Origin of the sequence: Clavibacter zhangzhiyongii (assembly GCF_014775655.1) — a bacterium.
Lineage (GTDB): Bacteria > Actinomycetota > Actinomycetes > Actinomycetales > Microbacteriaceae > Clavibacter > Clavibacter zhangzhiyongii.
Genome location: NZ_CP061274.1, coordinates 1,277,444 through 1,300,817, shown reverse-complemented (window position 1 = coordinate 1,300,817; position 23,374 = coordinate 1,277,444). Strand labels below are relative to the sequence as shown.

General features: G+C 73.0%; 23 protein-coding genes, 1 tRNA gene and 1 other RNA gene. 8 read left to right on the top strand and 17 right to left on the bottom strand.

The annotated features are described in order from the left end of the window. Positions 1 to 27: 27 nt before the first annotated feature. From H9X71_RS06265 to H9X71_RS06255, 3 genes are read right to left on the bottom strand one after another with little or no spacing between them, the layout of a single operon-like run. Positions 28 to 468, bottom strand: coding sequence for a GNAT family N-acetyltransferase (locus tag H9X71_RS06265; protein WP_191148812.1), 441 nt, complete (start codon positions 466 to 468; stop codon positions 28 to 30). A 35-nt stretch (positions 469 to 503) separates the two neighbouring features. Continuing rightward, on the bottom strand, positions 504 to 746 hold the full coding sequence (rsrA, locus tag H9X71_RS06260) for a mycothiol system anti-sigma-R factor (RefSeq protein ID WP_191148811.1): 243 nt from the start codon (positions 744 to 746) through the stop codon (positions 504 to 506). Continuing rightward, positions 743 to 1,501, bottom strand: coding sequence for a sigma-70 family RNA polymerase sigma factor (locus H9X71_RS06255; protein ID WP_213016984.1), 759 nt, complete (start codon positions 1,499 to 1,501; stop codon positions 743 to 745). The genes rsrA and H9X71_RS06255 overlap by 4 nt, the downstream gene beginning before the upstream one ends. 129 nt (positions 1,502 to 1,630) lie before the next feature. On the opposite strand from H9X71_RS06255, the gene aroA reads away from it, so the two are divergent. The 3 genes from aroA to H9X71_RS06240 are packed head-to-tail and all read left to right on the top strand — an operon-like array spanning position 1,631 to position 4,990. Beyond that, entirely contained in the window at positions 1,631 to 3,094 is a 1,464-nt protein-coding gene (gene aroA / locus H9X71_RS06250; RefSeq protein WP_191148810.1) for a 3-phosphoshikimate 1-carboxyvinyltransferase, read from the top strand. Beyond that, on the top strand, positions 3,091 to 4,167 hold the full coding sequence (rsgA, locus tag H9X71_RS06245; RefSeq protein WP_191148809.1) for a ribosome small subunit-dependent GTPase A: 1,077 nt from the start codon (positions 3,091 to 3,093) through the stop codon (positions 4,165 to 4,167). The genes aroA and rsgA overlap by 4 nt, the downstream gene beginning before the upstream one ends. 10 nt (positions 4,168 to 4,177) lie before the next feature. Further along, complete coding sequence (locus H9X71_RS06240; protein WP_191148808.1) at positions 4,178 to 4,990, top strand: inositol monophosphatase family protein; 813 nt, start codon at positions 4,178 to 4,180, stop codon at positions 4,988 to 4,990. Positions 4,991 to 5,029: 39 nt separating this feature from the next. Here the strand turns inward: H9X71_RS06240 and H9X71_RS06235 are convergent, their stop codons facing one another. Next, a complete protein-coding gene (locus tag H9X71_RS06235; protein WP_191148807.1) occupies positions 5,030 to 6,514 on the bottom strand; it encodes an MFS transporter in 1,485 nt (494 codons plus the stop codon). A 237-nt stretch (positions 6,515 to 6,751) separates the two neighbouring features. Between H9X71_RS06235 and H9X71_RS06230 the strand changes: the two genes are divergently transcribed. Genes H9X71_RS06230 through H9X71_RS06220 form a run of 3 tightly spaced genes read left to right on the top strand, consistent with a single transcriptional unit; the run spans position 6,752 to position 10,682 of the window. Beyond that, a complete protein-coding gene (locus H9X71_RS06230; protein ID WP_191148806.1) occupies positions 6,752 to 7,834 on the top strand; it encodes an extracellular solute-binding protein in 1,083 nt (360 codons plus the stop codon). Next, entirely contained in the window at positions 7,834 to 8,862 is a 1,029-nt protein-coding gene (locus tag H9X71_RS06225) for an ABC transporter ATP-binding protein (protein ID WP_191148805.1), read from the top strand. Before H9X71_RS06230 ends, H9X71_RS06225 begins: the two co-directional genes overlap by 1 nt. A 2-nt stretch (positions 8,863 to 8,864) precedes the next feature. Further along, complete coding sequence (locus H9X71_RS06220; protein ID WP_191148804.1) at positions 8,865 to 10,682, top strand: ABC transporter permease; 1,818 nt, start codon at positions 8,865 to 8,867, stop codon at positions 10,680 to 10,682. Between the two features lie 109 nt (positions 10,683 to 10,791). Here the strand turns inward: H9X71_RS06220 and ssrA are convergent. The 5 genes from ssrA to prfB all read right to left on the bottom strand — a co-directional run bounded on the left by ssrA (position 10,792) and on the right by prfB (position 15,661). After that, positions 10,792 to 11,167: a transfer-messenger RNA gene (gene ssrA, locus H9X71_RS06215) on the bottom strand. A gap of 147 nt (positions 11,168 to 11,314) precedes the next feature. Next, positions 11,315 to 11,791, bottom strand: a complete 477-nt coding sequence (smpB, locus tag H9X71_RS06210; protein ID WP_012037997.1) for an SsrA-binding protein SmpB — start codon at positions 11,789 to 11,791, stop codon at positions 11,315 to 11,317. A gap of 67 nt (positions 11,792 to 11,858) precedes the next feature. Continuing rightward, the gene (gene ftsX / locus H9X71_RS06205; RefSeq protein ID WP_191148803.1) at positions 11,859 to 12,776 is read right to left on the bottom strand and encodes a permease-like cell division protein FtsX; all 918 of its coding nucleotides are present in this window, start codon (positions 12,774 to 12,776) and stop codon (positions 11,859 to 11,861) included. Next, positions 12,773 to 14,482 (bottom strand): cell division ATP-binding protein FtsE, encoded by a 1,710-nt coding sequence (gene ftsE / locus H9X71_RS15100; protein WP_191148802.1) that lies wholly within the window; start codon positions 14,480 to 14,482, stop codon positions 12,773 to 12,775. Before ftsE ends, ftsX begins: the two co-directional genes overlap by 4 nt. A gap of 75 nt (positions 14,483 to 14,557) precedes the next feature. After that, the gene (gene prfB, locus H9X71_RS06195) at positions 14,558 to 15,661 is read right to left on the bottom strand and encodes a peptide chain release factor 2 (RefSeq protein ID WP_191148801.1); all 1,104 of its coding nucleotides are present in this window, start codon (positions 15,659 to 15,661) and stop codon (positions 14,558 to 14,560) included. Between the two features lie 75 nt (positions 15,662 to 15,736). Between prfB and H9X71_RS06190 the strand changes: the two genes are divergently transcribed. Next, positions 15,737 to 17,044: an MFS transporter gene (locus tag H9X71_RS06190; protein WP_191148800.1), complete on the top strand. Its 1,308-nt coding sequence runs from the start codon at positions 15,737 to 15,739 to the stop codon at positions 17,042 to 17,044. A 30-nt stretch (positions 17,045 to 17,074) separates the two neighbouring features. Here the strand turns inward: H9X71_RS06190 and H9X71_RS06185 are convergent, their stop codons facing one another. The 8 genes from H9X71_RS06185 to xylB all read right to left on the bottom strand — a co-directional run bounded on the left by H9X71_RS06185 (position 17,075) and on the right by xylB (position 23,223). After that, positions 17,075 to 17,617 carry a pilus assembly protein TadG-related protein gene (locus H9X71_RS06185; RefSeq protein ID WP_244961848.1) on the bottom strand — a complete coding sequence of 181 codons (543 nt, stop codon included), beginning with the start codon at positions 17,615 to 17,617 and terminating at the stop codon, positions 17,075 to 17,077. Then, positions 17,614 to 18,072 carry a hypothetical protein gene (locus H9X71_RS06180; protein WP_191148799.1) on the bottom strand — a complete coding sequence of 153 codons (459 nt, stop codon included), beginning with the start codon at positions 18,070 to 18,072 and terminating at the stop codon, positions 17,614 to 17,616. The genes H9X71_RS06185 and H9X71_RS06180 overlap by 4 nt, the downstream gene beginning before the upstream one ends. Further along, on the bottom strand, positions 18,047 to 18,424 hold the full coding sequence (locus tag H9X71_RS06175; protein WP_191148798.1) for a TadE/TadG family type IV pilus assembly protein: 378 nt from the start codon (positions 18,422 to 18,424) through the stop codon (positions 18,047 to 18,049). Before H9X71_RS06175 ends, H9X71_RS06180 begins: the two co-directional genes overlap by 26 nt. Beyond that, positions 18,424 to 18,618, bottom strand: coding sequence for a hypothetical protein (locus H9X71_RS06170; protein WP_191148797.1), 195 nt, complete (start codon positions 18,616 to 18,618; stop codon positions 18,424 to 18,426). Before H9X71_RS06170 ends, H9X71_RS06175 begins: the two co-directional genes overlap by 1 nt. 57 nt (positions 18,619 to 18,675) lie before the next feature. Further along, complete coding sequence (locus H9X71_RS06165) at positions 18,676 to 19,635, bottom strand: type II secretion system F family protein (RefSeq protein ID WP_244961846.1); 960 nt, start codon at positions 19,633 to 19,635, stop codon at positions 18,676 to 18,678. Next, entirely contained in the window at positions 19,623 to 20,486 is an 864-nt protein-coding gene (locus H9X71_RS06160; protein WP_191148796.1) for a type II secretion system F family protein, read from the bottom strand. Before H9X71_RS06160 ends, H9X71_RS06165 begins: the two co-directional genes overlap by 13 nt. Further along, entirely contained in the window at positions 20,483 to 21,718 is a 1,236-nt protein-coding gene (locus H9X71_RS06155) for a TadA family conjugal transfer-associated ATPase (RefSeq protein ID WP_191148795.1), read from the bottom strand. Before H9X71_RS06155 ends, H9X71_RS06160 begins: the two co-directional genes overlap by 4 nt. A gap of 71 nt (positions 21,719 to 21,789) precedes the next feature. Then, the gene (xylB, locus tag H9X71_RS06150) at positions 21,790 to 23,223 is read right to left on the bottom strand and encodes a xylulokinase (RefSeq protein ID WP_191148794.1); all 1,434 of its coding nucleotides are present in this window, start codon (positions 23,221 to 23,223) and stop codon (positions 21,790 to 21,792) included. Between the two features lie 32 nt (positions 23,224 to 23,255). Between xylB and H9X71_RS06145 the strand changes: the two genes are divergently transcribed. After that, positions 23,256 to 23,337 (top strand) — tRNA-Leu (locus tag H9X71_RS06145). Positions 23,338 to 23,374 lie beyond the last annotated feature (37 nt).

Below are 23,374 nucleotides of genomic sequence, written 5' to 3'. Positions count from 1 at the left end.
GCCGTGCGGACGCGCCGCCCGCGGGGATCAGCCCAGCTTCGAGTAGCGGATGCCGGACGCGTGGTAGCCGCGGCGCGCGTAGAAGCGCGTGACGTTGTCGCGCGCGGCGGCGGAGGTCGCCAGGAACCGCGTGGCGCCGTGCTCGCGCGCCCACGCCTCGTAGTGGCGGATGAGGTCGGAGCCGATCCCGCCCGCCTGCCGCCCCTCGCGGACGACCAGGATGATCAGCTGCGCGATCGGCTCGTCGTCGGCGAGGCCCCACATGAGGTGGCCGCCCGCGAGGCCGGCGATCTCGCCCGCGTCGTCGCGCACGACCCACGTGCCGTGGCCCGCGGCGGACGTCATGCGGGAGAGGCGCGCGGCGACGCGCTCCTCGTCGACCTCGTAGTCGAGCAGCCGCAGCAGCTCGACGATGACGGTCAGGTCGGACGGGGACGGCGTCCCGAGGGACTGGATCGCGTTGCTCACACGCCGAGATTACCGGCCGCGCGCGACCCGTCCGGTCAGTGGGTCGCCTGGATGGCGCGGAGCTTGTCCATCACCTGCGCGCGCAGGTCCTCGGGGGCCGCCTCCGTGCAGGCGCGGCGCACGGTGTCGCGGAGGACCACGCCGACGCGGTGCTCGCGCGCGCAGTCGGGGCAGTTCGCCATGTGCTCGCGGATGTCGGCGGCGTCCGCCTTGTCGAGCTCGTGGTGCAGGTACTCCTCGAGATCCTTCTTGGCCTTGTCGCAGCCGCAGTCGCTCATTTGGTCGCTCCAGTGAGGTGCGCGGTGGAGATGCCCCGCTCGCGCGCGTAGTCGGAAAGGAGGCCCCGCAGCATCCGGCGGCCGCGGTGGAGGCGGCTCATGACGGTGCCCACGGGGGTCTTCATGATGTCGGCGATCTCCTGGTAGGAGAAGCCCTCGACGTCCGCGAAGTAGACCGCCATGCGGAAGTCCTCCGGGATGGACTGCAGCGCGTCCTTGACGGTGCTGTCCGGCAGGTGGTCGATGGCCTCCGCCTCGGCGGAGCGCGTGGTGGTCGCGGTGGCGGACGTGGCGCCGCCGAGCTGCCAGTCCTCGAGCTCGTCGATGGTGCCGTTGTACGGATCCCGCTGCTTCTTGCGGTAGTTGTTGATGAAGGTGTTCGTGAGGATCCGGTACAGCCAGGCCTTGAGGTTCGTGCCCTGCTTGAACTGGTGGAAGGCCGTGTAGGCCTTCACGAACGTCTCCTGCACCAGGTCCTGCGCGTCGGCGGGGTTGCGCGTCATGCGCAGGCCGGCGGCGTAGAGCTGGTCGATGAACGGGAGCGCCTGCTCCTCGAAGAGCTCGCGGTTGTCGCCGGGCTGGGCCGCGCGCGGCTCCTCGACCTCGGCCCGCTCGGCCTCCTGCTGGTCCGCGGCCTCCTCCGTGGAGTGCACGACGGCCTCCACGAGCTCCGCGGGCGCGGCCGACGCGGGCTGGGCGTCGCCCCCGGTGGTGTCGGCCGGCGCGTCGTGACTGGTGTTCCTCGAATTGGCCATCAAGGCAGATTCTACGGCGCGCACGAGCTCGACGGACGGGGCCGCCGGTGCTGTCCTCGTGATCACGGGTGTCCTTCCCGGCCCGGTTCCCGGGCCTGCCGGACGCGTGCCCGGTACTCTGGTGAACCCATGGAGATCTTCAGGTATTCCGGTCCGACCTTCAGCCCGTACGACGACGACCGGACCCATGCGCCGGTGCCCGACGACGACGGGCCGTGGGCCGCGCCGGTCGCCGAGGGGCCGCTCGACGCGACCGTGCCGCTGCCGGGATCCAAGAGCCTGACGAACCGCGAGCTCGTCCTCTCCGCCCTCGCCGACTCCCCGTCGACGCTGCGCACCCCGCTCCGCTCGCGCGACACCCGCCTCATGGTCGAGGCGCTGCGGTCGCTCGGCACCGTCATCGAGGAGGTCGACGGCGACGGCGCCTTCGGGCCGGACCTCCGGATCACGCCGGCGGAGCTCGCGGGCGGGGTCACCGTCGAGTGCGGGCTGGCCGGCACCGTGATGCGCTTCCTGCCGCCCGTGGCCGCGCTCGCCCTCGGGCCGGTCTCCTTCGACGGCGACCCGAGCGCGCGTCGGCGCCCGATGTCGGGCACGATCGAGGCGCTCCGCGCGCTGGGCGTGGACGTCAACGACGACGGCCGCCGCGCCCTCCCCTTCAGCCTCTACGGCACCGGCGAGGTGCCGGGCGGCGAGATCGCCATCGACGCGTCGGCGTCCAGCCAGTTCGTCTCCGGCCTCCTGCTCGCCGCGCCGCGGTTCACCGCGGGGCTGCGGCTCCGGCACACGGGCCGGACGCTGCCGAGCATGCCGCACATCGAGATGACGATCCGCACGCTCGCGGAGCGCGGCGTCGTGGTCGAGAGCCCGGAGCCCGGCGTCTGGGTCGTGCCCTCCTCGCCCATCGCCGGCCGCGAGGTCCGCATCGAGCCCGACCTCTCCAACGCCGCGCCCTTCCTCTGCGCCGCGATCGTCGCGGGCGGCCGCGTGGCCGTGCCCGGCTGGCCGGAGGAGACGACCCAGGTCGGCGCCGACCTCGCGCACCTGCTGCCGCTGTTCGGCGCCGCCGTCACGCGCGAGGGCGGCGCGCTCGTCGTCGACGGCGGCCCGGGGCTCGCCGCGGGCGGGCGCATCCCGGGCGTCGACCTCGACCTCAGCACGGGCGGCGAGCTCGCCCCGGCGCTCGTGGCCCTCGCGGCTCTCGCCGACGGGCCGAGTCGCATCACGGGGATCGGCCACCTGCGCGGGCACGAGACCGACCGCCTGGCGGCCCTGGCGGCGGAGATCACCGGGCTCGGCGGATCCGTCACCGAGCTCGAGGACGGCCTCGCGATCGAACCCGCCCCGCTGAACGGCGGCCCGTGGCGCGCGTACGAGGACCACCGCATGGCGACCGCGGGAGCGATCATCGGCCTCGCCGTCCCGGGCGTCGAGATCGACGACATCGGCACCACCGCCAAGACGCTGCCCGAGTTCCCGGAGCTCTGGATCGGCGCCCTCCTCGGCCGGGCGCCGCGCGCCGTCGTCGACCCGCTCGCCCTCGGCGGCATCGCGGGGCCCGCTGCGCCGGGCGGACTCGGCGGGCTCCTGTGAGCTGGCTCGCGGATCCGGAGCAGGACGACGGCGTCTGGGACGCCTACGACGAGTCCTCGGTGCGCGTGCGGCCGAACCCCAAGGGCAACAAGCCGCGGAGCAAGCAGCGGCCGGGCCACACCGACGCCGTCGAGGGCCGCGTCCTCACCGTCGACCGCGGCCGCTTCGGCGTGCTCGTCGGCGAGGGCACCCCGGAGGAGCACACGCTCACCGCGACGCGCGCCCGCGAGCTCGGCAAGAAGGCCGTGGTCACCAACGACCGCGTCGACATCGTGGGCGACACGTCGGGTGACGAGGGCAGCCTGTCGCGCATCGTCCGCATCGCGCCCCGCCGCACGCTGCTGCGCCGCAGCGCCGACGACTCCGACGCCGTCGAGCGCGTCATCGTGGCGAACGCCGACCAGATGCTCATCGTGGTCGCGGCCGCCGAGCCCGAGCCGCGCGCCCGCCTCGTCGACCGCTACCTCGTCGCCGCCTTCGACGCCGGGATCCAGCCGATCCTCTGCATCACGAAGTCCGACGTCGCCGACCCCGCGCCGTTCGCCGCGCACTTCCGCGTGCTCGACGTGCCGATCGTGCTCAGCCGCTCGGACGACGTGCCGCTCGACGAGCTGCGGGCGCTCCTGGCCGACCGGACGACCGTCGCCGTGGGCCACTCGGGCGTCGGCAAGTCCACGCTCGTGAACGCGCTCGTGCCGGACGCGAAGCGCGCCACGGGCGTCGTCAACCAGGTCACGGGTCGCGGCCGCCACACCTCCAGCTCGACCGTCTCGATGCGCGTCGAGACGGTCGACGGCGGGCACGGCTGGATCATCGACACCCCGGGCGTCCGCTCGTTCGGCCTCGGCCACGTGGACCCCGCCAACATCCTGCGCTCGTTCGCCAGCTACGCGCACCTGCCCGAGGGCGAGCCGCCGGGCGGGATCCCCCTCACCGAGGCGCACGACTGGGAGATCGTCGACCGGGTCGAGGCCGGCGAGCTCGGCGACGCGGGGCGCGAGCGCCTCCACTCGCTGCAGCACCTGGTGTCCAACCGCTCCGACGCGGCGAAGGGCGACCCGGCCGATCGCTAGGCTCGACGCCGTGGCCTCCGAACCCCTGCACTCCCTGTCGTCCGACCTGCGGCTCGCCCGGGAGCTGGCCGACATGGCCGACGCGATCTCGCTCGACCGCTTCCGCTCCGCCGACCTCGCCGTCGAGACGAAGGCCGACTCCAGCTGGGTGACCGACGCCGACATGTCCGTCGAGCGGGCGATCCGCGCGGGCATCGCCGAGAGCCGTCCGCACGACAGCGTCCTCGGCGAGGAGTACGGCACGAGCGGCTCGTCGTCGAGGCAGTGGATCGTCGACCCCATCGACGGCACCTCGAACTACGCCCGCGGGGTCCCCGTGTGGGGCACCCTCATCGCGCTCGCGATCGACGGCGTCCCCGTGGTCGGCGTCGTCAGCGCGCCCGCCCTCGGCCGCCGCTGGTGGGGCGCGACGGGCCTCGGCGCCTACGTCGACGACACGCTCGGCCAGGCCACGACCTCCCAGGAGCGGCGGATCCGCGTGTCCGACGTCGCCCGGCTCGAGGACGCCTCGATGAGCGTCGCCGGCGTGCAGCGCTGGCGGGACGCCGACCGCCTCGAGGAGCTGCTCGACCTGTCCGCCCGAGTGAAGCGCTCGCGCGACTTCGGCGACATGTGGGCCTACATGCTGCTCGCCGAGGGCCTCCTCGACATCGCGGGCGAGCACGACCTGAAGCCCTACGACATGGCCGCGCTGATCCCCGTCATCGAGGAGGCCGGCGGGCGCTTCACGTCGGTCGACGGCGAGGCCGGGCCATGGCACGGCTCCGCGCTCGCGACCAACGGCCACCTGCACGAGGCCGTGCTGGCCGTCGTCGCGCGCTGACGGTCACCGGACGCTCCCGCGCGGGCGCGCCGCCGCGGGTCAGGCCGTCGCCGCGCGCTGGCGCCGACGCCGCTGGCCGAGGTCCACGAGCCCGAGCGCGAGCGCCACGGCCACCAGCGAGATGGTGACGAGGAAGCCGTTGCGGAACCCGTCGTGGTACACCGCGAGGCTCGCGTCGGCGCCGCCCGCGGCCTCCGCGTAGAGCGTGCTGAAGAAGGTCGCCGAGGCGGCCGCGACGCCGACCGCGGTGCCGACGCGCTGGCCGACCTGGGCCATGGACCCGGCGACCCCGCCCTCGGTCACGGGGATCTCCGCGAGCGTGAGCGTCTGGTTCGGCGAGATGACGAACCCCGCGCCGACGCCCGCGACGAGCATCGCCGCCGCCATGGCCCAGGGCGTGACCTCGCGCGGCGTCAGGACGGCGGCCAGCAGGAGGAGGGTGATGCCGACCACGACGACGGCGAGCCCGATCACCACGAGCTGACGGCCGAGGCGGGACACGAGCCGCCCGCCGATCCACGCGGTCACGGCCGACGACAGGGCGAACGGGATGCCGACCATGCCGGCGAACACCGGCGCGAGGCCGAGCCCCTGCTGCAGGTACAGCGTGGTGAGCAGGAAGACCGCGGGGATCGCGGCGAAGTAGGCGGTCGCGATGAGGATCCCGTTGCGGTACGACCCGAGCTTGAACAGCGCGAAGTGCACGACGGGCGACTTCCCCTGCGCCTCGTACCGGCGCTCCCACCAGACGAAGACGCCGGCGGCCACCGCCGCGACCGCGAGCGCGAGCCAGCGGCGCGGGTCGTCGTCGGGCCCGCCCGTGGTGAGCACGAAGGGCAGCATGAGCGAGAACGTGGCGACGGCGAGGATCACGATGCCGACGGGATCAAGCCCCACGTGCCCCGCGGGCCGGGCCTGCCGCCTCGGCAGCAGCCGGAGCGCGAAGACGATGGCGGCGATGCCCAGCGGGATGTTCATCCAGAACAGCAGGCGCCAGCCGTCCTCCGGACCGCCGAGCTGGATGAGCAGGCCGCCTACGGTCGGCCCGAACGCGGTGGAGACGCCGACCACGGCGCCGAACAGCCCGAAGGCGCGCGCCCGCTCTTCGCCCTGGAAGAGCTGCTGGATGAGGCCGAGCACCTGCGGCATCTGGATGCCCGCGGCGACGCCCTGCAGGATCCGCGCCACCACGAGCGTCCGCACGTCCGGCGCGAGCGCGCACAGCAGGCTCGCGAGCGTGAACGCGCTGAGGCCCACGACGAACATGAGCCGACGGCTGCGGATGTCGCCCAGCCGGCCGGCCGGGACGAGCGCGAGGCCGAAGGCGAGCGCGTAGCCCGCGACGATGAGCTGGAGGTCGGTGGATCCGGCCCCGAGCGACTCCTCGATGGATGGCAGGCCCACGTTGACCTTCGAGAGGTCGAGGATCGTGAGGGCCGCGACGCCGACGCAGACCCAGAAGGCCTGCCAGCGGGTGCGGTCCTGGTCGGGTGTCGTCGTGCTCGGGTCGGTGCTTCCGGTCATGATGATGCGAATCCCATTCATGGGCTATGCATTCCCGCGAGGACGGGTCGCGGACATGCCCGAGGACCAGTCTGCTCCTCACCTGGGGAAACGTCGCGGGTGTCCCTATGCTGAACACCGAGCCAGCAGCGACCGCCGGGTCGGGTGGCCGGGGACCCCGCTCATAGGGTGGGGACTTCGTGCCGGTCCGGCGCGACCGCCGCGAGCACACCGACGTGCTCCCTCCGAGAGGACACCATGAAGAACCGCGCCCGCCGTCTCACCGCCTCCCTCGCCGCCGTCGTCGCGGCCGGGCTCGCCCTCTCCGGATGCGGCTCGTCGGCCGACAGCGGCACCGCGGACCCCGCGGTCTCCCCCGCCACGGGCGACACGCTGATCGTCTACACGAACTCCAACGGCGACGGCCGCGGCGACTGGGTCACGGCCGAGGCGGCGAAGGCCGGCTTCGACATCCAGATCGTGGGCCTCGGCGGCGCCGACCTCGCCAACCGCATCGTCGCGGAGAAGAACAACCCCGTGGGCGACGTGGTGTTCGGCCTCAACAACATGTACTTCGAGAACCTCAAGGCGGAGGACGCCATCACGGCGTACACGCCCGCGTGGTCGGGCGAGGTCGACCAGGCCTCCGGCGACCCGGAGGACGGCGCGTACTGGCCGCTCGTGGAGCAGGCCATCGTCACCGTGCACGACGCGAAGCAGACCTCGGGCGGCGACGTGCCGAAGGACGCCACCGACCTCTACTCCTCCGACTACGAGGGGAAGTACGAGGTGAACACGCGCCTCGGCGAGGCGACCCCGCAGCTCATCCTCGCGGGGCTCCTCGCCCCGTACGCGGACCCGGACGGCGACCTCGGCATCAGCGACAAGGGATGGAAGGTCGTCCAGGACTACTTCGCGAACGGATCCCCCGCGGTCGAGGGCACGGACCTCTACGCCCGCCTCTCCCGTGGCGAGGTGTCCTTCGGCACCCTGCCGTCGAGCGGCATCGCCGCGCGTGACGCGCAGTACGGCACCACCACGGAGGTCGTGCCCGCGAAGGCCGGCGTGCCGTTCGTGACCGAGCAGATCGCCGAGATCGCCGGCACGAAGAAGGAGGAGCGCGCCCGCGCCTTCATCGACTGGTTCGGCGGCGCCGACGTCCAGGGCGCGTTCGCGGAGGCGTTCTCGAGCTACCCCGTCAACACGACCGCGCGCGAGAAGGCGCTTCCGGCCGTCACGGAGCTCATCGAGTCGCTCGAGAAGCAGGACGTCGACTACGGCTTCGTGCGCGAGCACATCGCCGACTGGGTCGAGAAGACCGAGCTGGAGTACCTGCCCTGATGATCCGCTTCGACGACGTCGAGGTCCGCTTCGGCGACCACGTGGCGATCCCCGGGCTCGACCTCGAGATCCACGAGGGCGAGTTCTTCACCCTCCTCGGGCCGTCCGGGTGCGGCAAGACCACGGCCCTGCGCACGCTCGCCGGCTTCGTGGAGCCGAGCCGCGGCGAGATCGTCATCGACGGGCAGGTCGCCACGCGGCTGCCCAGCGAGAAGCGCCGCGTGGGGATGGTCTTCCAGAACTACGCGCTGTTCCCGAGCATGTCGGTGCGGCAGAACATCGCCTTCGGCCTCACCGTGCGGAAGGCCGGCAAGGCGGAGACCGACCGGCTCGTGCGCGCCATGGCCGAGCAGGTCGAGCTGAGCGACGCGCAGCTCGACAAGAACGTGGCCGAGCTCTCCGGCGGACAGCAGCAGCGCGTGGCCATCGCGCGGGCCCTGGTGCTCGAGCCGCGGATCCTCCTGCTCGACGAGCCGCTCTCGAACCTCGACGCGAAGCTCCGCGTGCAGCTCCGCGAGCAGCTGAAGGGCCTGCAGTCCCGGCTCGGGATCACCACGGTCTACGTCACGCACGACCAGGAGGAGGCGCTCACCATGAGCGACCGCATCGCCGTCTTCGACGCGGGGCGGATCGAGCAGGTCGGCACCCCCGAGGACATCTACGACCGGTCGGCCACCGAGTTCGTGGCGACCTTCGTGGGCGCGATCAACGCGCTCGGCGCCGCCACCGTCGCGCGCCTCCGCGACGCCGGGGCCTCCGGGCTCGACGCCTCGTCGCGGGCCTACGTGCGGCGCGAGCGGGTGTCCGTCGAGCCGCGCGGCGCCGTGCCCGCCGACCCCGCACGCGTCCGGCTCGACGGCGTGGTGGCCGAGCGCTCGTACCACGGGTCGCACAGCACCTACCGGATCGACCTCGGGGACGACGACCTGCGCGCCTTCGTGGCCGAGACCGGCACCGCCCCGCTCGCCCCGGGCACCGCCGTGACGGTCGGCATCGACCCGACCGCGATCCTCGCGTACCGGTCGTAGCGGTGCGCACCCCCGTCCGCGCGCTGCTGCGCTCCCCGCTCGGCGTCGTCGTCCTCATCGCGGCGCTGTGGTTCATCGTCACGTTCCTCGTCTTCCCGAACGCGAACCTGCTCGTGACGACCTTCTTCCCCGACGGGTCGTTCAGCGGCCGCGCGCTGGAGAAGCTCGTGAGCTCCGACCGGGCCATGCGCAGCGTCGGCAACAGCCTGCTGCTGGCCACGACGCTCGCGATCACCGTGAACGTGGTCGGCATCTTCATCGTGCTGGTGACCGAGTACTTCGTGGTGCGCGGATCCCGCGTGCTCTGGCTCGGCTACGCCACGACGCTCATCTACGGCGGCATCGTCCTGGCCGCCGGCTACAACTTCATCTACGGCCGGTACGGGTTCGTCACGGCCATCGCGCAGCGCGCGTTCCCCGACCTCGACCCCGACTGGTTCTCGGGCTACTTCGCGGTCGTCATCGTGATGACGTTCGCCACCACGACGAACCACATGCTGTTCCTCCGCTCCAGCCTCGCGGCCATCGACCACCAGACGATCGAGGCGGCCCGGAGCATGGGCGCGGGCACCGGCCGGATCCTCTTCCGCATCGTGCTGCCGGCCCTGCGCCCCATGATCTTCGCCGTCACCGTGCTCACGTTCCTCACCGGCCTCGGGGCGCTCACCGCTCCCCTGGTGCTCGGCGGGACGGGCTTCCAGACGGTGGCGCCCATGATCGTCACGTTCTCCAAGAGCACGAGCTCCCGCGACCTCGCGGCGCTCCTCGCGATCGTGCTGGGCGTCGCGACCATCGTGCTGCTCGCGATCATGAACCGGGTCGAGAAGTCGGGCGTCTACTTCTCGGTCGCCAAGGTCGCGACGCCGCTGCAGAAGCAGCGCATTCGCAACCCGGTCGCGAACGCCGTGGTGCACGTCGTCGCCTACGCCCTGTTCGTGGTCTACGCGCTGCCGGTGCTCCTCATCGTGCTGTTCTCGTTTCTCGATTCGAAGAGCGTGCAGACCGGGACGATCACGCTCGACTCGTTCACGCTGCGGAACTACGCGACCGTGCTGGGCTCCCCCGACGTGCTCCGGCCGTTCATCGTGAGCCTCGTGTACAGCGCGCTGGCCGCGGTGATCGTGGTGGCCGGCCTCCTGTTCGTGGCCCGGCTCGTGCAGCGCAACCGCAACTGGGCGACCGCGACGATCGAGTACCTGCTGCACATCCCGTGGATCCTGCCGACGATCCTCATCGCGCTCGCGCTCCTGCAGACGTTCGACCGGCCGCAGCCGCTCATCGGCGGGCAGGTGCTCACGGGCACGACCTGGCTGCTGCTCGTGGCGTACATCATCGTCAAGGTGCCCTTCACGCTCCGGCTGCTGAAGGCCGCGTTCGCGAGCGTGCCGCAGTCGCTCGAGGACGCCGCGCGGATCCTCGGCGCCCGGTCGCTCACGACGTTCCGGCGCGTGCTGGTGCCGCTCGTCATCCCGACGGTCGCGGCGATCACGGCGCTCAACTTCAACAGCCTGCTCGACGACTACGACGCGGCGGTGTTCCTCTACCAGCCGCTGTACGAGCCGCTCGGCATCGCGATCAAGGCGAGCACGGAGGGCGAGGCGAACCTCGACTCGATGAGCATCACCTTCGTCTACACGGTGCTGCTCATGATCATCATGGGGCTCACGATGTACCTCGTGTACGGCCGCTCGGGCGGGCGGGCCCGACGTCGCCGACGCGGGCGCACCGGACCGCCCTCGGTGGAGGCGACGGCTCCGGCGCTCGCCATGTCGGATCCCGGCGCGCCCGCCCCGGCGGCGCCGCGCGCCCCGGTCGGCTGAGCGCCGGGCATCCGGGGCCCGGACGCGACGAAGGCCCCGTCCATCAGGACGGGGCCTTCGTCTGCCCGGACGGATCCGGGCCTCGACGAGCGTGGGACATGCGACGCGATGGTGGAGATGCGGGGAATCGAACCCCGGTCCACTGCTGTAAGCCTGCGCCTTCTACGGGTGTATCCAGGAAAGGCGTCCTGCTCGGCCCCGGAACTTGCTCCTGGCGTCTGATCCGACGGGCCCAGCCTCAGTTCGAGTCCCGCGCGGCCCTGAGGCACGACCGCGCAGCGAGCTCCCTGATCTGACGCCGACTTACCGGATAGAGAGCATCACCGGGTCGACGGTCCTGTTAGTGCGCTCGCTTAGGCAGCGAGAGCGAAGGACGACTGCTTGTTATTGGCAGTTGTATTTTGCAGAGAGCGTTTACGAGATAGCCCTGCATCCTCGACCCGCTTCTCGCAGTTTTGCAGGCAATGTCGAAACCGATCATCCCCATGCACGACCGTGCACCTGACGGTGCCCGAGCCGGGTCGCATGTTCCACGCTGTCGAGTTGTCAATCTCGGTCGGAGCGAACCCCGACCAGCCCTCAATGATAGCCGACCGGAGGCGGCTGCACCACCGGCGAGGACCGGCGCGCCCCTACTCGCCGAGGCGGCGGTGCGACGACATGGCGCGGTCCGCCTCGCGCTTGTCCTGGCGCTCGCGGAGCGTCTGGCGCTTGTCGTACTCCTTCTTGCCCTTGGCGATGGCGAGCTCGACCTTGGCGCGGCCGTCCACGAAGTAGAGCTGCAGGGGGACGACCGTGTAGCCGCCCTCCTTGACCTTCGAGTGGATCTTGAGGATCTGCTCCTTGTGCAGCAGCAGCTTCCGCTTGCGGCGCACCGGGTGGTTGTTCCAGGTGCCCTGGTTGTACTCGGGGATGTGCACCGCGTCGAGCCAGGCCTCGCCGGCGTCGACGAACGCGTAGCCGTCGACGAGGGAGGCGCGCCCCTGCCGGAGGGACTTGACCTCGGTGCCCGTGAGCACGAGGCCGGCCTCGTAGGTCGACTCGATGGTGTAGTCGTGGCGCGCCTTGCGGTTGGTCGCCACCACCTTCTCGCCACGTTCCCTGGGCACAGCGCTCTCCTCGATGATGTGGATGGGATCCGCCCGGATCCGGGCAGCCCATCAGCCTACAGGAGGATCAGATCCGCAGGTACCGGCTGATGGCGAAGTTCGCCGAGACCGCCGCGAGCACGACGCCCACGCCCAGCAGGATCGGCACCACGAGCAGCGCGTCGTCCATGTTCACGAGCGCGATCGACGTGAGCCGGCTGCTCAGGAAGCCCTGCACGAAGAAGCGCACGAGCGCGACCGTCGCCGCGCTCGCGAGCACCGACCCGATGAGCGCCGCGAACACCCCCTCGAGGATGAACGGGGTCTGGATGAAGCGGTTCGACGCCCCGACCAGCCTCATGATGCCCAGCTCCCGTCTCCGCGAGAACGCGGACAGGCGGATGGTGGTGGCGATGAGGAGCGCGGCGGCCACGAGCATGAGCCCGGCGATGCCGACGGCCGTGAGGCTGGCGGCGTTGAGGATCGAGAAGATCTGGTCGAGGTACTGCCGCTGGTCGGTGACGTTCTCGACGCCCGCCAGACCGGACAGGCTGTCGCTGAGGATGTCGGACTTCGACGGGTCCTTGAGGTTCACCCAGAACGCCTCGTTGAGGAACTCCGGCTGCACCAGCTCGGTGACGGGGTCGCCCTTGAACTGCTCCTGGAAGTTCGCGTACGCGGTGTCCTGGTCCTCGAAGTAGTACTTGTCGATGAAGGGCGCGAGCGTCTCGCTGTCGAGCCGATCCTTCACCGCGTCGATCTGCTCCTGCGTGGCCTTGCCGTTCACGCAGGTCTCGCTCGGCACCGAGGTGTCGGTGCAGAAGTCGATCGCGACCTGGGCGCGGTCGTACCAGTAGTTCTTCATCTGGCCGATCTGCATCTGCAGGAGGACCGCCGCGCCCACGAACGTGAGCGAGATGAAGGTGACGAGCACGACCGAGACGACCATGCTGACGTTCCGACGGAGGCCGTGGCCGACCTCGGAGAGGACGAGTCCGAGTCTCATCGCGTGGGCCCCACATCCTGTGCGCCGGTGTCGTCCGGCGACTCACCGCGGGCCCGGAGGCCCAGCTTCTCGGCCAGGCCGAGCTCGGCGAGCTCGGCGTCGTCGTGCCCGTCGGCGGGCACGGGACCGCCCTGCCCGTCGGGGAGGCGGATCACGCCGGTGCCCTCGGGGAGGCGGCGGATGGACCCGGTGCTCGGGGCGGCGGGCGCCGCGCCTCCGCCGTTCCGCCGGCTGGGGGCGGGCGGGGTCGGCGGTGCGGGCGGGGCGTCGTCGACGATCGGGGCCTCGTCGCGGATCACCGGCACGGCGCGGGACGGCGACTGCTCGACGGACTCCGCACGGGCGGGCTCGCGGCGGGGCGGCTCGGTGCGCGGGGGCTCGGCGGCCGTCGGCTCGGACCGGGTCGGCCCCGGACGATCCTGCTCAGGGCGCGCGGCCTCGGACGCGCGGCGGTCGTCCGCGCGGAGGTCGTCCGCGGACGGCTCCGGGGCGGGGCGGTCGCGGCCTGCGTCGCGCTCGGGGACGGGATCCACGCGCGCGGCCGAGGCGAACGCCGACGGCGCGTACACCGGGTCCTCGTCGTCCGCACCGCGTGCGGGCGCGTCATCCCGTGCGGGCCGGCTGTCGCGGTCGGACCGGTCGTCGCGGTCGGGGGCGCCGGCCGGGATGATCGTCGCGGCGGACGCGTCCTCCGGAGCCGGAGCCGGAGTCGGAGCGGGTGCGGCGACCGCGGCCGGGCGCTCGTCCGCGCCCTTCCTCGGCGCCTTGCGGGCGGCCTTGGCGGCCGCGGCCTCGCGGGCCGCCTCCTCCTTGGCGCGGGCCTTCTCGTCGGCGCGGCGCTGCTTGTCGCGCCGCGCCTTCTCCCGGCGCTCGGCGGCGGTCGCGGGCTCGGCGGGAGCGGTCGGCCGCTTCGGGGCGGGCAGCGGCGCGGCCGGCACGAACACGGGCGTCGGCGCGGCGACGGGCGGGTGCTCGGGGTTCACGCCCACGGGGTTCTCGGCCGTCCGCGGCAGGTCGATCGCGGAGGTCTGGTACTGGCCGCCGATCTCGTCGCGGACGACCTCGCCGCCGATCAGCTCGATGACGCGCTTCTGCATCTGGTCGACGATCCCGGAGTCGTGGGTGGCCATGATCACGGTGGTGCCGTTGGCGTTGATCCGCTCCAGCACCTGCATGATGCCCGCGCTCGTCAGCGGGTCGAGGTTGCCGGTGGGCTCGTCGGCGAGGAGCACGGCGGGCTTGTTGACCACGGCGCGCGCGATGGCGACGCGCTGCTGCTCGCCGCCGGAGAGCTCGTGCGGGAGGCGCTGCTCCTTGCCCTGCAGGCCCACCATGGCGAGCACGTCGGGGACGGCCTCCTGGATGAAGCCGCGCGACTTGCCGATCACCTGGAGGGTGAAGGCGACGTTGTCGAACACCGACTTGTTCGGGAGCAGCCGGAAGTCCTGGAACACCACCCCCAGGCTGCGCCGGTAGTACGGGACCTTGCGGCTCGACAACTGGTTCAGCTGCTGGCCCAGGACGTGGATCGTGCCCTGCGTAGGCCGGTCCTCCTTGAGCACGAGACGCAGGAAGCTGGACTTGCCGGACCCGGACGCGCCGACGAGGAAGACGAACTCCCCCCGGAGGATCTCGAGGTCGACGGAGCTCAGCGCCGGTCGGGGGTTGCCGGGATACACCTTGGATACGTGGTCGAACCTGATCATGTCGGTACGACCCTAGGCACGGGAGCACCCGATCGCCGCATCGACTCACCGCGGCCGGGAGTCCGCCGCACTCTCTCAGGCGCGCTCGGGCGACTTCCGCCAGCGGATCCCCGCGGAGATGAAGCCGTCGAGGTCGCCGTCGAACACGTTCGACGGGTTGTTGACCTCGTGCTCCGTGCGGAGGTCCTTGACCATCTGGTACGGCGCGAGCACGTAGCTGCGCATCTGGTCGCCCCAGCTCGCCGTGATGTTGCCGGCGAGCTCCTTCTTGGTGGCCGCCTCCTGCTCGCGCTGCACGAGGAGCAGCCGCGACTGCAGCACCCGGAGGGCGGCGGCGCGGTTCTGGATCTGGCTCTTCTCGTTCTGGCAGGTGACGACGATGCCGGTGGGCAGGTGGGTGATGCGCACCGCGGAGTCGGTCGTGTTGACGGACTGGCCGCCGGGGCCGGACGAGCGGAAGACGTCGACCCGCATGTCGTTCTCGGGGATGTCGATGGACTCGGTCTGCTCGATTAGCGGCACGACCTCGACCGCCGCGAACGACGTCTGGCGCTTGCCGGCCGAGTTGAAGGGGCTCATCCGCACGAGCCGGTGGGTGCCGGCCTCGACGGAGAGCGTGCCGAACGCATAGGGCGCGTCGATCTCGAAGGTGGCCGACTTGATGCCCGCCTCCTCTGCGTAGGACGTGTCGAGGACGGTGGCGCGGTAGTCGTGCTGCTCGGCCCAGCGCAGGTACATGCGCATGAGCATCTCGGCGAAGTCGGCCGCGTCGACGCCGCCGGCGCCCGCGCGGATCGTGACCACGGCGGGGCGGGGATCGAACTCGCCGTTGAGGAGCGTCTGCACCTCGAGCTCGTCCATGATCTTGGTGATGCCGTCGAGCTCGACGACCGCCTCCTCGGCGGACTCCTCGTCGTCCTTGGCCATCTCGACGAGCACGTCGAGGTCGTCGAGGCGGCGCTGCAGCTCGTCGATGCGCTTCAGCTCCGACTGGCGGTGGCTCAGGTCGCTCGTGACCTTCTGCGCCTTCTCGGTGTCGTCCCAGAGGTCCGGCTCGCCCGCCTGGGCGCTCAGCTCCTCGACCTCCTGCTGCAGGCGCTCGACGCCCACGACCGAGCGGATGTTGGAGTAGGTGTCGCGCAATTCTGTGATCCGCGAAGAGAAGTCCTGGTCGATCATGGTGCCGCCCAGCCTACCGTCCGGGTCGTCGCGGCCGTCCGGCGCCGGGTGCGCCCGCGCGTAGGCTCGGGGGCGATGTCGAGCCCCGAGACCCCCTTCTCCCTCCGCGAGGTGGCGCTCCCGGCGCTGCTGCCCGCGCTCCTGTTCTCCATCGGCGAGGGGGCGATCATCCCCATCATCCCGATCGTCGCCGGCAGCCTCGGCGCCTCGCTCGCGATCGCCGCGTTCATCGGCGGCATGATCATGCTCGGCGAGCTGGTGGGCGACATCCCGAGCGGCTCGGTGGTGAGCCGCATCGGCGAGCGCACCAGCATGATCGGCGCGGCCTTCGTCTCCATCGGCGGCCTGGTGCTGTGCCTCCTCGCGCCGAACCCGCTCGTGCTCGGCGTGGGCGTCTTCCTCATCGGCGTCTCGACGGCCGTCTTCGCGCTGGCCCGGCACGCGTTCATGACGAGCTTCGTGCCGCAGGCCTACCGGGCCCGGGCGCTCTCGACGCTCGGCGGCACCTTCCGCGCCGGGTACTTCGTGGGGCCGTTCCTCGCCGCCGCGGTGATCCACCTGACGGGGGCGTCGCAGTCGGCCTTCGTGATCCACATCGTCGCGTGCCTCGCGGCCGCCGTGACGCTGCTCGTGCTGCCCGACCCGATGGACGTCGTGCGCCGCAACCGCGCGGCCGACCTGCAGAGCGCCGCCCCGGCGACGGCCGGTGAGCCGCAGGACGACGAGTCGGTCGCGGCCGCCGCGGGCACCGCTCCCCCGGCCCGCGAGTCGGCGGGCCTCGCGCAGACGCTGTGGCGGTTCAAGGGCGTGCTCGTGAAGCTCGGCTCTGGCGCGGCCCTCATCGGCGCGATGCGCGCGGGCCGCGGCGTGCTCCTCCCCCTGTGGGCCGTGAGCATCGGCATCTCGGATGCGAACACGGCGCTCATCATCGGCATCGCCGGCGGCGTGGACTTCGCCCTCTTCTACGCGAGCGGCCAGATCATGGACCGCTTCGGCCGCCTCTGGAGCGCCGTGCCGTCGATGGTCGGGCTCGGCATCGGCTACCTCGTGCTCGCGCTCACGCCCGACCTGCCCACGAACGTGCAGTGGTTCATCGGCGTCGCCATGTTCATGTCGGTCGCGAACGGCGTGGGCTCGGGGATCCTCATGACCCTCGGCGCCGACCTCGCCCCGCGCGAGGACCCGGCCCCGTTCCTCGGCGCGTGGCGCTTCACGGGCGACGCGGGCAGCGCGGCGTCGCCGCTCCTCATCGCCGCGATCACCGCGGGCGCCTCGCTCACGATCGCCAGCGGCGTGATGGGCGTGCTCGGGCTCATCGGCGCGGGGATCCTCGTGCGGTACGTGCCGCGGTACGTCCCGCGGCCGCGGCGGCCCGGCGCCTGATCCCGTCGGCGGCCGGGCGACCGCGCGCCGTCATCCGCCGCCCGCCGGACCCGGCGCCGCGCCGCCCGGGCCCCCCAGCACGCTGCGCGCCGTGCTGGTGACGTCGATCCGCACGCCGTCCGGCACGAGCAGCGACGCCACCGGCGGGGCCCACGCGGCGGACAGGGTCACCCGCGCGCTGCGACCGTCCGGGGTGCTGGCGGCGTCCACGCGCAGGTCGTGGAGGCCCGCGGTCGGCTCCTCCGCGAGGAAGCCCGACACTGCGCTCGCCACGCCGTCCTCGGTCAGGGTCGGGTGCGGGGTGCCCCCGTCGTCGACGAGGTCCCCCGCGGTCGCGCCGCCTGCCCCGTCCACGTCGAAGGACTCGGCGCCGGCCAGCGCCGCCGCGTCCGCGAGGGAGAACAGCCGGACGCGCTCGAGGTAGAGCGAGGACGCGGCGGCGACCAGGAGGATCACGGCGAGCCCGAGGGCGCACGCGGCGATGACGAGCAGGAGGATCGAGCCCTCGTCGCCCGCGGGCGGACGGGCCGCCGGCCGCGACGGCGGTCGGATGCGTCGGGCGGGACCGATCACGACCGGCTCCCCCGGGTGAACACGGAGATGCGCTCGTCGGCGTTCCCGCTCACCGCGACGGCGGCCGGGGCGTCGGGCCCCGCGACGGGCGGGGCGAGCGGCAGCCGGGCAGCGACGCGCACCGAGACGTGCACGAGGGAGCGCGGGGCGTGGCAGCGCAGCGGATCCGGCGCGCACGTGATGGCGAGCGCGACGCCGTCCGGCGCCACGCCCTGGTCGGCGAGCGCGACGTCGACCGCGGCCGCGGCCTCGCGGCGCCCGGACGCGTCGTCGTCCGCGCGCGCGTAGACGCGGGCCGCCTGCCGCGCGGCCCCCTCGGTCGCGAGCGCCGCGCCCTGGACGGCCGACAGGGCGAGCACGAGGTACACGAGCGGCACGAGCAGCAGCACGCCGGCGGTGATGAACTCCAGGGCGGCCGATCCGCGGTCGTCAGCCCAGCCGCTCGACCGCCGCATGCCCCGTCACCTCCAGCCCGCGGTCGACGCCGAGGAGCCCGAGGAGCGGCAGCGTGGTGCGGACCGTGACGCTGACCACGGCGTGGCCGAGGACGGTGCCCGTGCCCGCCGTGACCTCGCGCGCGTACCGCTCCCCCACCGCCGTGGTGATCAGCTCCCGCGTCCGCTCGACGCCGTCGGCCTGCGTCGCCCCGGCGAGCGCCGCGGTCCGCGCCCCCTCCCCCGCCGCGTCGAGCACGGTCGTCCGCACGTGCAGCGCCAGCGCGAGCTGGAGCACCGAGAGGGCGAGGACGACGAGCAGCGCGCCGACCATGACGAACTCGGCCGGCGCCGAGCCGCGGTCATCGCGCATCAGAACGACGTGACCCGGTCGATGGCCTGGGTGAACACGTTCTGCAGCAGGGGTCCCGCGACGCCCCACAGGATGATGACGAGCCCGGCCGTCATCAGGGTGATGAGCACCCAGCCGGGGACGTCGCCGCGGTCGTCGTCCCAGCGGGCATCGCGGGTCCCCGGCAGCTCGGTGCTCCCTCGTTCGTCGGTCATGTCGTGCCTCTCGGTCGGTGGTGGATGGTGGTGGTGCGGTGAGGCGGATCCCCGGTCCTACAGCCCGAGCTGGAGGACGAGGATCCCGGGGAACAGGGCGAAGACGATGGTGAGCGGCAGGATCAGGAACACCAGGGGCACGAGCATCCCGACCTCCTTGCGGCCGGCGCTCTCGAGCAGCTCGCGCTTGGCGACCTCGCGGGCGTCCTGCGCCTGGGCCCGGAGCACCTCCGCCAGCGGGGTGCCGCGCTCGAGGGATCCCGCCAGCTGGTCGACGAGGCGCGAGACGGCGGGGAGGGCGAGCCGGCGGGCGAGGTCCTCGAAGGCGCGGGCGACGGGGATGCCCGTGCCGACGTCGGCGACGACGCGCCCCAGCTCCCCCGCGAGCTCCCCGCATCCGACGCGCGCGACGCGGCGGAGCGCATCGAGCAGCCCCTCTCCGGCGGCGAGGTTCAGCGCGAGGAACTCGAGCACCGTGGGCAGCTCGGCCGAGATGCGCGCCAGCCTCCGCTTCGCCGCCCGCTCGAGCACCCGATCGCACGCCACGAGCCCGGCGATGCCCGCCACCACCGGGATCGCCACGATCTGCGTCTGCGGGAGCCCGCCGCCGAGGAGCGCGGCACCGCCGGCCACTACCGCGAGGACCGCGCCCGCGGCCGTTCCGAGGACGAGCCCCACGAGCTGGCGCGACCGGTACCGCTCGACGTCATCCCCGGATCCGGACTGGGCGAGCAGCTGCGCGATCCTCTCCGTGCCGCCGAGCACGCGGGCGAGCCCCTGCCGCAGCGGGATCACGGCCGGCGCCCCGAGCGTGCCGAGCACGGGCAGCGGGTGCACTGTAGTCACGGCGAGGTGCCGCCGGGCGCCCTCGGACACGTCGAGCACGTGCGGGGCGACGCGGTCGAGCAGGCGCGCCCGCCGGAACCTGGGGACGGCGCCGAGCATGGTCCAGAGCCCGAGTCCGGCCATGAACCCCAGGACGGCGCCCCACGACTCCGTCGCCGTCACGCGAACCACCGCCGGTCCTCGGGGAGTCGGCCGAGGGCCAGCATGAGGCGGTACGCGACGGCGGAGACGACGAGCCCGACGACGATGACGACCGTGCCCGCGGGGGTGGCGTAGGCGGCGGCCGCCTCCGACCGCGTCGACAGGAGCGCCAGGATGATCCACGGCGCCGCCACGCCGAGCTTGGCCGCGTTGACGACCCAGGATTGCCGCGCCTCGGCCTCGCTGCGGATCGCCGCCTCCTCGCGGAGGAACCGAGCGAGGCCCCGCAGCACGTCGGGCAGCTCGGTGCCGCCGACCTCGCGCGCCATCCGGAGCGTCTCGAGGATGCGGTCGGCGGTCGGGTCGGCGAGGCGCGCCTTGAGCTCGTCCACCGCGACGGCGAAGCTGCCGGTGGCGCGGTGGTCGGCGGCGAACGCCTGGAACGCCGGGCGCAGGACGGCGGGACCCGCGACCGCGAGCGACGCGACCGCGTCCGGCAGCCCCATGCCCGCCCGGACGGCGCTCACGAGGTGGTCGACGACGTCGGGCCAGACCTCGCGGTGCGCGCGGCGGCGGGCTGCTGACCGGGCGCCGACGACGGCCCACGGGAGCGCGACGCCGACGACGCCCGCCGCGAGGGCGGCACCGTCCACGCGGAGGAGGGCCTCGACGAGCACGGCGGCCGCGAGCCCGACGAGCGCCGAGACCGCGAGGAACGCGCTGACGGAGATCCGCTCGAGGCCGGCGTGGGTGAGGCGGTCGTGCACGACGTCCGCGATGCCGCGCCCGCGGCCCGACGCGCCCCCTGCCGACGGCCAGAGGCGCGGCGCCAGCAGGAGGACGAGGCCGGCGCCGAACGCGAGCCCGAGGGCGACGCTCACGGCGCCCCCACGAGGATCCGCAGCGGATCGAGCCCGGCGGACCGGTACTTCGCCAGGTGCGCAGGCTGCCCGCCGGTCGCGGTGAGCACGCCGTCCTCCAGCGCGAAGACCGAGCTGGCCTCGATGACCATGCCCGAGTGCCGACCCCCGGGCGCGAGGATCTCGGCCACCCGCCGGGCGCCGGACGGCAGCACCTCGAGGTGCACCACGAGGTCCACCGAGGTCGCGACGGTGGGCACGACGAAGGCCGCGTCGATGTTGCGCCCCGCGAGGAGCGGCAGCGTGCAGAGCTTGACGAGCGCCTCGCGCGCGCTGTTCGCGTGGATGGAGCACATGCCGGGCACGCCGGAGTTGAGCGCGATGAGGAGGTCGAGGCACTCCGCCTCGCGCACCTCGCCGACGACCAGCCGGTCGGGTCGCATCCGCAGCGCCTCCTTGATGAGGCGCCGGAGCGTGATCTCGCCGGATCCCTCGAGGCTCGGCTGCCGGCACTGCATGGCGACGACGTCGCGGCCGGCCGGATCCAGCTCGAACGTCTCCTCCACCGTCACGATGCGGTCGGAGGCGCGCGCCGCCGAGAGCAGCGCGTCGACCATGGTGGTCTTGCCGGTGTGCGTCGCGCCGCTGACGACGATGGACAGCCCCGCGCGGACGCTCATCCGCAGGAACTCCGCCGCCTGCAGCGGCAGGCTGCCGAGCGCCACGAGGTGGTCGAGGTCGCGGATGCGCCGGGAGAACTTCCGGATGTTCACCGCCCAGTGCCGACGCGTGACGTCGGGGATCACCACGTGCAGCCGCGACCCGTCGGGCAGCGACGCGTCGACGAAGGGCGTCGAGAGATCGACGCGGCGGCCGGAGGACTGCAGCATCCGCTCGACGAGGTCGCGCACCTCCGCGTCCGTGAGGACGAGCGCGGTCAGCTCGGGGACGCCGGCCCGCGCCACGAACACGCGCGTCGGGGCGTTGATCCAGATCTCCTCGACGGAGTCGTCGTCGAGCAGCGGCTGCAGCGCGCCGAAGCCCGTGATGCGCGCGAGCACCTGGCGCTCGGTCGCCGCCTCGTCGTCGACGAGCCGGGTGTCGGAGCCGAGCGCCTGCTCGGCGAACCGCCGCACCTCCTCGCGGACGACGGCCGCGGTGCCCGCGGGATCCGCCACCGCCCCGTCGTCCCGGAGCCGCTCCCGCACCCGTCCGGAGATGATGTCGAGGGGGGTCCGCGTCTGCACCCGCACAGGATGCTGATCAGGCGGTCATCCCGCCGGAGCCGTCCACAGGCCGCTGCCCGCGAGACGGCCCGCGGTCGTCAGTACCCCAGCTCCGCCTTCGCCGCCGCGTACGCCGCGCGCACCGCGGGCACGCCTGGCGCGTCGAAGACCTCGTCGCCCGCGAGGGGCCACTCGGGGACGCTGCCCGTGAGGATCCACGCGGCCTGCTTCGCGGCGCCGTCAGCCACGAACTCGCCCGCGTCCGGCACGTGGATGGGGACGCCGAAGATCGTGGGCGCGATCTCGCACACGGCGCGGCTCTTCGCCCCGCCGCCGATGAGGAGCACGCGCTCCACCCGCACGCCCTGGCGCGTGATGGCGTCGAGTCCGTCGGCCAGGCCGCACAGCATGCCCTCGACGTGCGCGCGGGCCATGGTCGCCGGCGTCGAGTTGCGGAGGGTCATCCCGTGCAGCGACGCGGTCGCGTCGGGCAGGTTCGGCGTGCGCTCGCCCTCGAAGTACGGCAGGAGCACGAGGCCGTCGGATCCCGCGGGCGCCTCGAGCGCGAGGTCGGACAGCCGCGCGTGGTCGACGCCGAGGAGGCGCGCGCCGCCGTCGAGCACGCGGGCGGCGTTGAGGGTCGCGATGAGCGGGAGGAAGTTGCCGGTGGCGTCCGCGAAGCCGGCGACCGTGCCGGACGCGTCGGTGATGGGATCCGCGGTGACGGCGAAGACCGTGCCGGACGTGCCGATGGAGACCACGACGTCGCCCGGCACAGCGCCGAGCCCGAGCGCGGCGGCGGCGTTGTCGCCCGCGCCCGGGCCGACGGGAATGCCGGCCGGGACGCCGGGGATGCCGTCGCCCGTGACGCCGGCGGACTCGCCGGGGCCGAGCACGCGCGGCAGGCCGACGACGCGGCCGAGCGCGCGCTCCAGGAGGTCGAGGCGGTACTCCCCCGTGACGCTCGACCAGTACGCCGTGCCGCTCGCGTCGGAGCGGTCGGTGGCGAGGGCGGCGAGGTCCGGGGATCCGACGCCGTGGCCGAGGAGGCGCCAGGTCAGCCAGTCGTGCGGGAGGGCGACGGCGGCGACGCGGGCCGCGTTCTCCGGCTCGGCGTCGCGGAGCCAGCGGAGCTTGGTGGCGGTGAAGGACGCGACGGGGACGACGCCCAGCGCGCTCGCCCAGGCGTCGGCGCCGAGCTCGTCGCGGAGGTCGGCGGCGGCCTGCGCGGATCGCGTGTCGTTCCAGAGGAGCGCGTCGCGGACGACGGCGCCCGACTCGTCGAGGCAGACCATGCCGTGCTGCTGGCCGCCGACCGAGATGGCGGCGACGTCGTCGAGGCCCCCTGCGTCGGCGACGGCCGCGAGGAGCGCGTCCCACCAGTGCGCGGGATCCACCTCCGAGCCGTCGGGGTGGGACGCGCGGCCGGAGCGCACCAGGGCGCCCGTGTCGAGGTCGCGGACGACCACCTTGCAGCTCTGCGTGGAGGAGTCGATGCCTGCTACGAGTGTCTTCGTTGTCACGATCAACATATTAGGGGGCGTCCTAAGCTGGGCGGGCACCCGCGGGAGTGGTGGAATCGGTAGACACGCAGGATTTAGGTTCCTGTGCTTTCGAGCGTGAGGGTTCAAGTCCCTTCTCCCGCACGAGGGCGAGGCCCGCGAGGAGCGGGATCCGCCCGAC

Bases quoted from the DNA above. Each gene is read 5' to 3' on its own strand.
- H9X71_RS06170 (WP_191148797.1), bottom strand. From the start codon at position 18,618: ATGACCGACGAACGAGGGAGCACCGAGCTGCCGGGGACCCGCGATGCC.
- H9X71_RS06230 (WP_191148806.1), top strand. From the start codon at position 6,752: ATGAAGAACCGCGCCCGCCGTCTCACCGCCTCCCTCGCCGCCGTCGTC.
- ftsE (WP_191148802.1), bottom strand. From the start codon at position 14,482: ATGATCAGGTTCGACCACGTATCCAAGGTGTATCCCGGCAACCCCCGA.
- H9X71_RS06180 (WP_191148799.1), bottom strand. From the start codon at position 18,072: ATGCGGCGGTCGAGCGGCTGGGCTGACGACCGCGGATCGGCCGCCCTG.
- prfB (WP_191148801.1), bottom strand. From the start codon at position 15,661: ATGATCGACCAGGACTTCTCTTCGCGGATCACAGAATTGCGCGACACC.
- H9X71_RS06255 (WP_213016984.1), bottom strand. From the start codon at position 1,501: ATGGCCAATTCGAGGAACACCAGTCACGACGCGCCGGCCGACACCACC.
- ftsX (WP_191148803.1), bottom strand. From the start codon at position 12,776: ATGAGACTCGGACTCGTCCTCTCCGAGGTCGGCCACGGCCTCCGTCGG.
- H9X71_RS06175 (WP_191148798.1), bottom strand. From the start codon at position 18,424: ATGCGCGATGACCGCGGCTCGGCGCCGGCCGAGTTCGTCATGGTCGGC.
- aroA (WP_191148810.1), top strand. From the start codon at position 1,631: ATGGAGATCTTCAGGTATTCCGGTCCGACCTTCAGCCCGTACGACGAC.
- H9X71_RS06235 (WP_191148807.1), bottom strand. From the start codon at position 6,514: ATGACCGGAAGCACCGACCCGAGCACGACGACACCCGACCAGGACCGC.
- rsrA (WP_191148811.1), bottom strand. From the start codon at position 746: ATGAGCGACTGCGGCTGCGACAAGGCCAAGAAGGATCTCGAGGAGTAC.
- H9X71_RS06225 (WP_191148805.1), top strand. From the start codon at position 7,834: ATGATCCGCTTCGACGACGTCGAGGTCCGCTTCGGCGACCACGTGGCG.
- xylB (WP_191148794.1), bottom strand. From the start codon at position 23,223: ATGTTGATCGTGACAACGAAGACACTCGTAGCAGGCATCGACTCCTCC.
- H9X71_RS06190 (WP_191148800.1), top strand. From the start codon at position 15,737: ATGTCGAGCCCCGAGACCCCCTTCTCCCTCCGCGAGGTGGCGCTCCCG.